The 12527-nt window shown below is 44.5% G+C and carries 11 protein-coding genes; 8 read left to right on the forward strand and 3 right to left on the reverse strand.

From position 1 onward, the window contains the following. Positions 1-19: 19 nt before the first annotated feature. From dapD to map, 3 genes are all read right to left on the reverse strand, one after another. Positions 20-847 (reverse strand): 2,3,4,5-tetrahydropyridine-2,6-dicarboxylate N-succinyltransferase, encoded by an 828-nt coding sequence (gene dapD / locus EXT48_RS05270; RefSeq protein ID WP_039497128.1) that lies wholly within the window; start codon positions 845-847, stop codon positions 20-22. A 10-nt stretch (positions 848-857) separates the two neighbouring features. Then, entirely contained in the window at positions 858-3476 is a 2619-nt protein-coding gene (glnD, locus tag EXT48_RS05275) for a [protein-PII] uridylyltransferase (RefSeq protein ID WP_130163785.1), read from the reverse strand. 216 nt (positions 3477-3692) lie between these two features. Next, the gene (gene map / locus EXT48_RS05280; RefSeq protein WP_039497131.1) at positions 3693-4484 is read right to left on the reverse strand and encodes a type I methionyl aminopeptidase; all 792 of its coding nucleotides are present in this window, start codon (positions 4482-4484) and stop codon (positions 3693-3695) included. A gap of 279 nt (positions 4485-4763) precedes the next feature. Here map and rpsB point away from each other — a divergent pair, with 279 nt between their 5' ends. From rpsB to rseP, 8 genes are all read left to right on the forward strand, one after another. Further along, the gene (gene rpsB / locus EXT48_RS05285) at positions 4764-5492 is read left to right on the forward strand and encodes a 30S ribosomal protein S2 (RefSeq protein ID WP_010371318.1); all 729 of its coding nucleotides are present in this window, start codon (positions 4764-4766) and stop codon (positions 5490-5492) included. Between the two features lie 220 nt (positions 5493-5712). After that, positions 5713-6564 carry a translation elongation factor Ts gene (gene tsf, locus EXT48_RS05290; protein WP_010371321.1) on the forward strand — a complete coding sequence of 284 codons (852 nt, stop codon included), beginning with the start codon at positions 5713-5715 and terminating at the stop codon, positions 6562-6564. Positions 6565-6703: 139 nt separating this feature from the next. Continuing rightward, on the forward strand, positions 6704-7441 hold the full coding sequence (gene pyrH, locus EXT48_RS05295) for a UMP kinase (protein ID WP_010371324.1): 738 nt from the start codon (positions 6704-6706) through the stop codon (positions 7439-7441). Positions 7442-7533: 92 nt separating this feature from the next. After that, the gene (gene frr / locus EXT48_RS05300; RefSeq protein ID WP_010371327.1) at positions 7534-8091 is read left to right on the forward strand and encodes a ribosome recycling factor; all 558 of its coding nucleotides are present in this window, start codon (positions 7534-7536) and stop codon (positions 8089-8091) included. A gap of 171 nt (positions 8092-8262) precedes the next feature. After that, positions 8263-9036: an isoprenyl transferase gene (locus tag EXT48_RS05305; protein ID WP_017216092.1), complete on the forward strand. Its 774-nt coding sequence runs from the start codon at positions 8263-8265 to the stop codon at positions 9034-9036. A gap of 10 nt (positions 9037-9046) precedes the next feature. Next, positions 9047-9913 carry a phosphatidate cytidylyltransferase gene (locus EXT48_RS05310; RefSeq protein WP_017216091.1) on the forward strand — a complete coding sequence of 289 codons (867 nt, stop codon included), beginning with the start codon at positions 9047-9049 and terminating at the stop codon, positions 9911-9913. Further along, the gene (gene ispC, locus EXT48_RS05315; protein WP_130163786.1) at positions 9910-11100 is read left to right on the forward strand and encodes a 1-deoxy-D-xylulose-5-phosphate reductoisomerase; all 1191 of its coding nucleotides are present in this window, start codon (positions 9910-9912) and stop codon (positions 11098-11100) included. The genes EXT48_RS05310 and ispC overlap by 4 nt, the downstream gene beginning before the upstream one ends. Before the next feature lie 2 nt (positions 11101-11102). Next, positions 11103-12455: a sigma E protease regulator RseP gene (gene rseP / locus EXT48_RS05320; protein ID WP_130163787.1), complete on the forward strand. Its 1353-nt coding sequence runs from the start codon at positions 11103-11105 to the stop codon at positions 12453-12455. Positions 12456-12527 lie beyond the last annotated feature (72 nt).

A 12527-nucleotide genomic window follows, 5' to 3' on the forward strand; every position in this document is an offset into this window, starting at 1 on the left:
TTTGAAACTATCGTGATATTTAGTCGTCTAGTGAGCGAAGTAGTGCATTAATGCCAACTTTTTCACGGGTTTGCTGATCTACTTTTTTCACAATAATTGCTGCGTATAGGCTATGAGAGCCATCTTTGCTTGGTAGTGAACCTGGTACTACTACCGCACCGGCTGGTACGCGACCATAATGGGTTTCGCCTGTTTCACGGTCGTAAATACGAGTACTTTGTGAAATATAGACACCCATGGAGATAACCGCGCCTTCTTCAACAATCACACCTTCGACGATCTCAGAACGTGCGCCGATGAAACAGTTATCTTCAATAATCGTTGGATTGGCTTGTAACGGCTCTAATACGCCACCAATGCCCACACCGCCAGAGAGGTGTACGTTTTTACCGATCTGTGCACACGAGCCTACAGTTGCCCAAGTGTCTACCATAGTGCCTTCATCAACATATGCTCCAATATTAACGTAAGACGGCATAAGTACCACGTTCTTACCGACAAAACTGCCTTGACGCGCTACCGCGTTTGGTACTACGCGCATACCACCTTGTTGGAACTGCTCTGGCGTATAGTCTGAGAATTTTAATGGTACTTTGTCGTAAAACTGGTTAACGCCATCGCTCATTGGTTGGTTGTCACGAATTCTAAAAGACAGGAGTACCGCCTTTTTCAACCATTGATGTACAACCCACTCACCACTAATTTTTTCAGCAACACGCGCTGCACCTGAATCTAGCATTTCCAATGCGTTGACAATCGCTTGTTTTACTTCGTCTGATACCGTGGTTGGAGTAATGGTATCGCGGTTTTCCCACGCGGTTTCAATAGTCGTTTTTAAATCAGACATAAATTCCTCGTTAATCTGTTTCAGCATTTAATTTTTTGAGTAGGGCGCGATGAAGCTCAGCTTTTTGTACTTCATCTAGAGCCTTGTAATCTTTGTTTGAGACGACGAAAAAGTCTTCTGCGCGTTCGCCGACGGTTGTAATGCGCGCGGCATGAATATGTAGTGAATAGGCCTGAAATACCTCAGCAATTTTAGTCAGTAACCCCGGAATATCAATGGCCTGAATTTCAATTAGGCTGCGATCGTCGCGTGCGTGCGGGCGCAGTATAATTTTCGGTTTGATATTAAAGTCTTTAAACTTCTGTGAGCGGTTTTTCTTAACCCGGATCTTTCTTTTTGGATCTTTTAGTAAAGTTTCCAAGCCTTTTCTGATCCCCGCTGCACGGCCAGTACTGAGTGGGTCGCCATTCACTTCTAGGATAACAAAACTAAAGACAACATAGCCATCTTTTGTGGTCATGACCTGAGCATGCTGGATCTGTGCTTTTTTAGAACCTATTACACTGACCAATTTGGCGAATAACGCAGATTCATAAGGACTGTATACGAATACTTGTGTTCCGCCATGCATGGGCTTGTCAGAGACGATCACGCTTGGCTGACTTAAATCATCAGACTGTAATAAGTGTTCAGTATGCCAAGAGATCTGCTGTTCACTAAAGGCAGTAAAATAATTGGCCTTAAAGCGTGACCAAATAAGGTCAATGTACTCTTCGAAGTAGCCCAAATTAATCAGCCGTTGCTTGGCTTGGCGTTTCTTATCACGGATCTGATCGCGCATATCCATTGGGTTTTCAAGACCCAAGCGCAATGCCCGCTGAGTATGTAGATATAGCTCGCGTAAGAGGGTATTTTTCCAGTCGTTCCAGAGGTTGTCGTTGGTGGCACGAATGTCGGCAACCGTTAAGCAATAGAGATAATCTAGCTGACGTTCGTTTTTCACTTTTTGTGCAAATTCAGCAATAACATCGGGGTCGTTAATATCTTTACGCTGGGCTGTGACAGACATCAGGAGGTGATTTTGCACCAGCCAAGCTACCAATTTAGCGTCGGAAGCGGTAAAGCCGTGCATTTTGGTAAATGCCATGGCGTCAACGGCACCAAGCTCGGAATGGTCGCCACCTCGGCCTTTGGCAATATCGTGAAAGATCCCTGCTAAGTAGAGTAGCTCTGGTTTGTCCATGCGGGCAACAATCTCAGAACAAATCGGGAATTCACTAATATGCTCTTTATCGAAATAGCGGTAGATGTTATTGATGAGCTTATGGGTATGCTCATCTACCGTGTAGGCGTGAAACAGATCGAACTGCATTTGACCAAAAATATTACGCCACTGCGGTAAATAGGCGGCGATGATCCCGTGTTTATGCATCAGAGTAAACGCTCGCCCCATGCCGTTGGGGTGTTTCAATAACCTTAAAAAAGCGTCACGACAGCCTGCGTAATCTTGCAAGTCGCCTAATAAGCGGCGTCTGACTTGGCGCATAGTACGTATAGTACTTGGGTCGATCTGATTGATTTTAGGGTTGTCTGCAATATGTTCAAAGAGGACAAACAAATTCTCTCGACGGAAAAAGACCGAGGGGTTCTTAACGCGAATTTTATTGCCAATACGCTCAAAGTTTCTGTCGAGTGGCACGGCTTCTTGTTCTAACTGCTCGGGAAGAATACTTTGTTCGAAATAGGAGAGCAGCATCTGGTTCATTTCGCGCACTCGGCTCATGATCCTAAATAAGCGTTTCATCATACGCTCGACCGAGGCTTTACCTTCAGAGCCAAAACCGAGGAGCTCTGCGGCATGTGGTTGATGGTCAAACAGTAAGCGGTTCTCACTGCGACCCGCGGCCAAATGTAGCGCAAAGCGAATGTTCCACAGGTTTTCGATGCACTCTAACAGCTCTTGATATTCTTCATGGGTCAAATAACCGTGATTGATTAACTCTTCCAAAGTTTCAGCGCGGAAGTGCTTTTTAGCGACCCAAAAAATGGTTTGCAGGTCGCGCAGGCCACCGGGGTTTTCTTTAATATTAGGCTCAAGGTTATAGGCGGTACCATGGCATTTTTTATGGCGAATATTCTGCTCATTGACCTTGGCGATAAAAAAGTCACTAGATTGCCAAATTGGGGTTTCAACGATATGCCGTTTGAGGTGTTCATACTCAATATGGTTACCACAAATGAGGCGGCTTTCCAGCAGGCTTGTGGCAAAGTGAACGTCATTTTGTTTTTGTTCTAGGACTTGTTCATGGGTTCTTACGCTATGACCAATATCTAGACCTAAATCCCATAAATAAGTGACAAAACGCTCTAAACAGCTGGTCACTTCTTCACAGGGAACGGATTTGGTTAGCACCAAAAAATCGATATCAGAGAACGGGTGTAACTCACCACGGCCATAACCACCAATGGCGATTAACGACAAGTCTGGTTGGTGCGCCAGTCCGGTTTCATTAAACAGTTTAATCAACAATCGGTCGATAAATTCGGCTCGAGAGTTAATTAGATTTCTAACGGGTTGCTTGGCAAATTGATTGCTTAACCATTTGTAGAAAAAAGCAAGACAATCACGGTAATCGGTAAGTTCTTGTGCTTCGTCAAGAAGCGTCTTCACTTTGTTCGGTAATGCCACTTAGGATCCTGTGTCATGCGCGCAAAAACAGTAGAGTCCTGTTTTACACTAAATAAATAAGAATTGCGAGTGACGGGGAGGTGAAGGGTCAAGGATTGGGCAACTAGCATTGCGTGTAACTGATATCTAAACACAAAGGGGTTGTAACCGCTGTAGCGTGAGTTGCGCAATAAAAAAGCCAGCAATCTGGCTGGCTTTGATAAATGCTTTTTGCAATTAAGCTGAATGCGTAATAACGCGGTCTATCGTTTCGTCATTACGTAGCGTTAAGATCTCAACGCCATTATCTGTGACAAGCAGCGTGTGTTCCCACTGAGCCGAAAGACTACGGTCTTTGGTAACGACAGTCCACTCATCTTTTAGTAGCTTACATTGGCGCTTACCCGCGTTAACCATAGGCTCGATAGTCAAACACATACCAGCTTTAAGCACTTCGCCAGTGCCCGGTTTGCCGTAGTGCATTACTTGTGGCTCTTCATGGAATTCTTTACCAATGCCGTGACCACAATATTCACGCACGATAGAGTAGTTAAATCCTTCTGCATACTTTTGAATTGCAGCGCCAATATCACCCAAACGTACGCCCGGTTTTACCATTTTGATCGCAAGGTATAGACTTTCTTGCGTGATTTCGCTTAAGCGCTTACCTTGGATAGTTGGTGTCCCGACGTAAAACATTTTTGACGTATCACCATGATACCCATCTTTGATCACAGTGATGTCGATATTGATAATGTCGCCCTCTTTTAGCGGTTTATCGTTTGGGATACCGTGACAGATAACGTGGTTAACTGAGGTACAAATAGACTTCGGAAAGCCGTGATAATTTAGCGGTGCAGGAACAGCACCTTGCTCATCAACAATGTAGTTGTGACAAATGGTGTTTAATTCGTCGGTGGTCACCCCTGGCTTAACATACGGCTCGATCATTTCCAGTACTTCCGCGGCTAAACGCCCGGCAACACGCATTTTTTCGATTTCTTCAGGGGTTTTGATCACAGCACTCATTTAGACTCCAAGTCAATTTAGATGAACATTTATTATGCACAAATTTTACGCATAAGATTGAGTTAATTCTTTATATATGGTATAAAGCGCGCCGTCTTTTTACAAATAATTCTTCCTCACACGATAAGATTGAATGTTTGTAGTTAAGACAACACACTTATTAATATTAACACACACACATATCGACACATACACTTGGGTGCATGCAGTTATAAAAACTTCGTGTTGGTGCTATGGGATATGTGGAGGCCTAACCCTAACTTTTAGAGGAAATATACAATGGCAAACGTTTCAATGCGCGATATGCTTCAAGCTGGTGTTCACTTCGGTCACCAAGCACGTTACTGGAACCCTAAGATGAAGCCGTTCATCTTCGGTGCACGTAACCGCGTTCATATCATCAACCTAGAAAAAACTGTTCCTATGTTCAACGATGCACTTAAGTTCTTACAGAACGTAGCATCTAACAAAGGCAAAATCCTTTTCGTAGGTACTAAGCGCGCTGCAAGCGAAGCAGTTAAAGAAGCGGCTATCCAAAGTGAGCAGTTCTACGTAAATCACCGTTGGTTAGGTGGTATGTTGACTAACTGGAAAACAGTTCGTCAATCAATCAAGCGTCTTAAAGAGCTTGAGACTCAAAGCCAAGACGGTACTTTCGAGAAGCTTACTAAGAAAGAAGCGCTAATGCTTACTCGTGAAATGCAAAAGCTTGAAAAAGGCCTTGGCGGTATCAAAGATATGGGCGGTCTTCCTGACGCTATCTTCGTTATCGACGCTGACCACGAGCACATCGCTATCCGTGAAGCTAACAACCTAGGTATCCCAGTAGTATCTGTTGTTGATACTAACTCAAACCCAGATGGTGTTGATTTCATCATCCCAGGTAACGACGACGCTATCCGTGCAATCCAGCTATACACTGGTGCAGTAGCGACTGCTATCACAGAAGGTCGTGAAAGCAACATCGTTGCTCAAGCAGAAAACGACGACTTCGTTGAAGCTGAGTAATTACCTGATTAGGTATTAGCTGTCATCAAGTCTTCATCAAATTATTGGTGAAGACTTGATATTCTTTATAAGCGATTAACTGCTTATCCCGTTGTTTGCCAAGCAGACCTTGAAAGATAACGGATTTTTATCAAATTGAGGCGAGCTGTACTTGATTTGATATTCAGCCAACCTAAGGTTGGTTTTATCAAGAACTGAATTCAGATTTGAGGATATTCTAATGGCTGTAACTGCTGCCCTAGTAAAAGAACTTCGTGAGCGCACTGGCGCTGGCATGATGGATTGTAAAAAAGCACTGACAGAAACTGGCGGTGATATCGATCAAGCAATCGAAAACATGCGTAAAAGTGGTGCTGCTAAAGCTGCTAAAAAAGCAGGCAACATCGCTGCTGAAGGTACAATCATCATCAAGCAAGGCGAAGGTTTTGCTGCACTAGTAGAAGTTAACTGTCAAACTGACTTCGTAGCAAAAGATGCAAGCTTCCTTGCATTTGCTAACGAAATTGCTGACGCAGCTGTAGCTGAGCAACTAACTATCGAAGACTTACAAGCTAAGTTTGAAGAGACTCGTGTTGCACTAGTAGCTAAAATCGGTGAGAACATGAACATCCGTCGTGTTTCTTACATCCAAGGTGACAAGCTAGTTGCTTACCGTCACGGCGAACGTATCGGTGTTGTTGTAGCTGGTGATGCTGACGAAGAAACACTTAAGCACGTTGCAATGCACGTTGCTGCTTCTAAGCCAGACTACCTAAACCCAGAAGACGTACCTGCTGAAGTAGTTGAAAAAGAAAAAGCGGTTCAAGTTGAAATCGCAATGAACGAAGGTAAGCCAGCTGAAATCGCTGAGAAGATGGTTGTTGGTCGTATGAAGAAGTTCACTGGTGAGATCTCTCTTACTGGTCAAGCTTTCATCATGGAACCTAAGAAATCAGTGGGTGACTACCTTAAAGAGAAGAATGCATCTGTTTCTTCATTCGTTCGCCTAGAAGTAGGTGAAGGTATCGAGAAGAAAGAAGAAGACTTCGCAGCAGAAGTTGCAGCACAAATCGCTGCAGCAAAAGGCCAGTAATCACTTATTGTGATGCCTAATGACGTAAAAGCTGACATTAGCTTTGCGTCATTGCTGAAAATTCTCTAAAATAACCGCGCATTTATGTCTAGCATAAGCGCGGTTATTTTTTACCTCACTTTTAATTGGCCCGGATATTATGACTATCAATAAAAAACCTGTTTTTAGACGCGTTCTTTTAAAGCTTAGTGGTGAAGCTTTAATGGGAGATGAAGGCTTTGGTATCGATCCAAAAGTATTGGATCGTATGGCACAAGAAATCAAAGAGTTAGTAGAGCTCGACGTAGAAGTGGGTTTGGTTATCGGTGGCGGTAACTTCTTACGTGGTGGTTCACTTGCAGAAGCGGGCATGAACCGAGTTGTGGGCGACCACATGGGCATGCTAGCGACCGTCATGAATGGCCTTGCGATGCGTGATGCGCTGCACCGTGCTTTTGTAAACGCACGTTTGATGTCTGCTATCCCGCTAAATGGTGTGTGTGATGCGTACAATTGGGCGGAAGCAATTAGCCTATTAAAATCTGGCCGTGTTGTTATTTTCTCTGCAGGTACGGGCAACCCATTCTTTACCACGGACTCAGCAGCATGTTTGCGCGGTATCGAGATTGAAGCGGATACCGTGATTAAAGCCACTAAGGTTGAAGGGGTATTTAGTGACGATCCAGTGAAAAACCCAGATGCTACGCTGTACCGCACGTTAACTTACAACGAAGTTATCGACAAAGAATTGAAAGTGATGGATTTAGCTGCATTTACATTGGCACGTGACCACAATATGCCAATCAGCGTATTCAACATGAATAAACCAGGTGCATTGAAAAATGTCATCATGGGTGAAGAGGAAGGTACCCTTATCTCTTCTCAAGCAGCAGAATAATCTGACGACTATTTCAGCAACTCGCAGTTAAGTAGCGAATCTCTAAATTGCGAGTATAATCTGGCATAACAAGAACAGACTAGGAAAGTATTGTGATCGAAGATATTAAAAAAGACGCTCAAGAGCGCATGAAAAAAAGTGTGGCTGCACTTGGAAGCCAGCTTTCTAAAATCCGCACAGGTCGTGCACACCCTGCGCTACTAGATGGTATTTCTGTTTCTTACTACGGTGCAGATACACCGCTAAACCAAGTAGCAAACGTAACGACGGAAGACTCTCGTACACTAGCTATCAGCGTATTCGACAAATCGCTTGCACAAGCGGTAGAAAAAGCAATCATGTCTTCTGACTTAGGTTTAAACCCAATGTCAGCAGGTACTGTGATCCGTGTTCCACTTCCTCCACTAACTGAAGAGCGTCGTAAAGATCTTATCAAGATCGTACGTGGTGAGGTTGAAGGTGGTCGTGTTGCAGTACGTAACATTCGCCGTGATGCAAATGGTGATATTAAATCATTGCTAAAAGACAAAGAAATTTCTGAAGACGAAGCACGTCAAGCTGAAGATGATATCCAAAAATTGACTGACAAGTTCATCAAAGAAATGGATACTCAACTAAGTGCGAAAGAAGCAGAGTTGATGGAAATCTAAATGTCTTTATCCTAGCGTTTATATTTACGCACTGTTTACGTATTGCAGAAATTTCTGCTTTGTTTCTGAGCAGTTAGCGTTTTTTTGGCTAGGTACACTGACAAATTTATTAGGTTTGAAGCGCCGCCTAGGGTATACTAGGCGGCGTTTTTTTTCACTTAAATTGGAATTATGGTTTTAGAAGCAGAGGTTATTTCGCAGCAATCATTGCCAAAACATGTTGCGATAATAATGGATGGCAACGGTCGTTGGGCTCAAGCTCGCAGGCGTCCTCGCGCCTTCGGACACAAGAAGGGCGTAGATTCGGTTCGCAGTGCTGTACAATTCTGTTCCAAGTTAGGTATAGAGTCTCTGACGCTATTTGCCTTTAGTAGTGAAAACTGGCGTAGGCCAGAAGATGAAGTCAGCACGTTAATGGAATTATTTATTTATGTGCTGTCTAAAGAAGTTAAAAAATTACATAAGAACAACGTAAAGCTAACCATTATTGGCGATCTTTCTCGTTTTCCTGACAGCCTCCAAAAGCGTGTTCATGAAGCTCAAACATTGACCCAGGACAATACAGGGCTTAACTTAAACATTGCAGCAAATTACGGTGGACGTTGGGATATCACACAGGCAGCACAACACCTCGCAAAACAAGTTGCAGCAGGTGAATTGCAACCAAGTGATATAACCGAAGATGCCTTGACAGAGCAGATGACGATGGCTGATCAAGCGAATCTCGACTTGCTGATCAGAACGGGAGGCGACTTCCGCATCAGTAACTTCTTGCTATGGCAAGCTGCGTATGCCGAACTCTATTTTACCGACACGCTTTGGCCTGATTTTGACGAGCAAGCATTCTCTGAAGCGATTGCTTGTTACGTGTCTAGAGAGCGACGCTTCGGATGCACAGGAGAGCAGATAAAGCAGCTCCTCGCAGAGAAAGACGCAACAAGTTAAGGGTTCAAATTTGTTAAAACAACGTATTCTAACGTCAGCGGTGCTTGCACCTCTGGCTCTACTTTTGGTGTTTTATACACCGCTGGCAATGTTTAGTACGATTGCCGCACTAATCGTTTTGCTTGGTGCATGGGAATGGTCGGCGCTTGCGGGCCTATGTCAAAAGCGTCAACGTTTTACTTTCGTTGGCGTTATGGCGGTGTTAATTCTATTGCTTAACACCCATTGGCCGATACAGGATTTATGGCAGCAAGGGCGCTTAGTCGCTGATGCCAATTATGTATTTACGCTCGCTTTTGCGTGGTGGTTGGTCGCTACTTTCTTGGTGGTGAAATATCCACGAGCAGCTCGTGCTTGGAATGAAGGGATCATGATGCGCTCCATCGCCGGTGTACTGACGCTAGTCCCGCTGTGGCTTGCGTTAAACGTGATGCGTAGTGCCGGGTACGAAGATGGCGAGCACATAGGCTCAGTCCTTATCATGGTGGTATTGGGCATAGTGTGGAGCGCGGACATTGGCGCTTACTTCGCTGGAAAGAATTTAGGTAAGCATAAGCTTATGCCTAAAGTGAGCCCTAATAAAACGATTGAAGGTCTTGTTGGTGGCGTGATCACCGCGGTTGTTTTTGTGTTAGTGTTTTGTCACTTCGCTGCAATTGATCTCAACATGTGGCCAATTTACGCTGCAATGACCATTATTATCGCGCTATTTTCTGCCGTTGGTGATTTGCTTGAAAGTATGTTTAAGCGCGAAGTAGGTCTTAAAGATTCAGGCCGTTGTTTGCCAGGTCACGGCGGTATCCTAGATCGCATTGATAGCTTAACGGCTGCGGCACCCATTTTTGCTTTTTGCTACGCTTGGACGGTTGTGCTATGAGCGAGCAAAACTTGGTAGTACTAGGAGCGACAGGCTCTATCGGACTATCAACCTTAGACGTCGTTAGCCGCAATAAAGAACAATATCGTGTATTTGCCTTAGTCGCAGGGCAAAACGCGGAAAAGATGGCTGAGCTTTGTTTACGTCATCAGCCTAAATACGCAGTTATGAGCTCTGAGCACGCAGCTCAGCAACTTTCTCAACGTTTGGCGGGCACTACCACTGAAGTACTCCATGGCGTTGAAGCAATGGCCGAGATGGCTCGTCACGTAGATGTGGATATCGTGATGTCCGCAATCGTTGGTGCAGCAGGGTTGTTACCGACACTAGCGGCAGTCGAGGCGGGCAAAAAAGTGCTGCTGGCGAACAAAGAGTCGTTAGTAATGAGTGGCCAGCTGTTTATGGATAAAGTAAAAGCGCATGGTGCGACTTTACTCCCTATCGACAGTGAACATAATGCTATTTACCAGTGCCTACCAACGACCATTCAAACGGGACAATCTTCAAACCTAAGTCACAGCGGTGTTAGTAAGATTTTATTAACCGGTTCTGGTGGACCTTTCTTGCAGCGTTCATTGGCTACCTTAGCTTCAGTAACGGTGGAAGAAGCGGTTGCGCATCCTAATTGGTCTATGGGCAGAAAAATCTCTGTCGACTCTGCGACCATGATGAATAAAGGGCTAGAGTTTATTGAAGCGAAGTGGTTATTTAACTGCTCGGCTGACGATATTGAAGTGGTGATCCACCCACAAAGTATGATCCACTCAATGGTGCAGTATCGCGACGGCTCGGTGCTCGCACAAATGGGGCAGCCAGACATGCGAACGCCGATTGCATATGGGCTTGCCTATCCTGAAAGAATTGACGCCGGTGTAGAGCCATTAGATTTTTCTCAGATTGTCGATTTCACTTTTACCAAACCAGATTTTAACCGTTATCCCAACCTCAAATTAGCGATTGACGCATGTCGTAGTGGTCAGGCTGCAACAACAACAGTGAATGCTGCAAATGAAATCGCTGTTGCGGCATTTTTAGAGGGTAAGATAGGGTTTTGCGATATCTATCGAGTCAATGCCTTAACGCTTGAGCAAAGTGAGCTAAGCGTATTAGAATCCGTTGAGTCTATTATGGAAACAGACCGAACGGCCCGCCACCGAGCGCAGCAAATTATCGCCACATTGAGGTAACTATGTTTGAATTTTTCTGGCACTTAGGCTCATTTATTCTTGCTTTAGGGATTTTAGTTACCGTTCATGAATATGGCCATTTTTGGGTTGCCAGAAAAGCCGGCGTTAAGGTCTTACGTTTTTCTATTGGTTTTGGTAAGCCTTTAGTTAAGTGGTATGACAAACATCAAACCGAATACGTTATTGCCGCAATTCCACTTGGCGGCTATGTCAAAATGCTCGATGAACGTGTTGATGATGTGCCAGAGCAGGAGCGCCATCTTGCCTTCAATAATAAGCCAGTACTTTCTCGTATCGCTGTGGTAGCTGCAGGTCCCATTGCAAACTTTTTGTTTGCCATTGTCGCGTTAGCGGCAATGTATATGGTAGGGGTTCAATCAGTAAAACCCGTCGTTGGTGGTGTGACACCAACCAGTATCGCGGCGGATGCTGGATTTCAATCAGGTGACCACATCATTGCACTGAATGATGAGTTAGTACACTCATGGCAAGACGTCACGTTTGAATTGATGGCGCATTTAGGTGAACCATCTCTGGTTGCCAAAGTACAAGATGAAAAAGGTAGTTTGGCTATTCGCACGCTACGTTTGAGCGATTGGAAACTGGAAAAGCAAGATGAAGCGCCACTGACCTCAGTCGGCATTACGCCTTATAGGCCACCGCTGACGCTGCAGCTCGGTTATATCGAAGAAGGTGCAGCTGCCGACAAAGGTGGCTTACAAGTAGATGACACGCTGGTTGCGATAAATGGTGACAAATTGGCATCGTGGCAACAGCTGGTGAGCCGAGTTCAAAAATCTGCAAATCAAGCCATAAGCATTGATATTCTGCGCGATGGTCAGCCACAAACCCTAACGATAACACCTCAGGCAAAAACTTCACCAGAAGGTGTCGTACAAGGCTATTTGGGCGTTGTGCCTGTGATGGAAAAGTGGCCAAATGGTTATATTGAAACTAGACAATACGGCATCCTAGATAGTATGGTGCTTGGCATTCGTAAAACTTACGACTTGATTGCCTTAAGTTTCGACATGATCGGCAACTTAATCACGGGCCAAATCTCGGTAAAAAACTTAAGCGGGCCTGTGGGGATCGCGGTTAGTGCCGGAAATAGTGTTAGTTACGGGTTAGTTGCATTTTTAGGCTTCTTAGCGCTTATCAGCGTGAATTTAGGAGTTTTTAACTTATTACCGCTCCCTGTCCTAGATGGTGGGCATTTAATGTATTACTTAATTGAACTAATTCGCAGAAAACCAGTCTCTGAAAAGACACAAGAGTTTGGGTTTAAGATTGGAGCAGCGCTTCTTCTTGCCTTAACGTTTTTTGCACTATTTAATGATGTTTCTCGGCTTTAAGCCGTGCGGTGCTAAAAAGCGCACATTATATGCAGTTTAAATGTTTGCATTTTTGTTCAAGCATACAACGGA

It is taken from the genome of Pseudoalteromonas sp. CO348 (assembly GCF_004208845.1).
GTDB lineage: Bacteria > Pseudomonadota > Gammaproteobacteria > Enterobacterales > Alteromonadaceae > Pseudoalteromonas > Pseudoalteromonas maricaloris.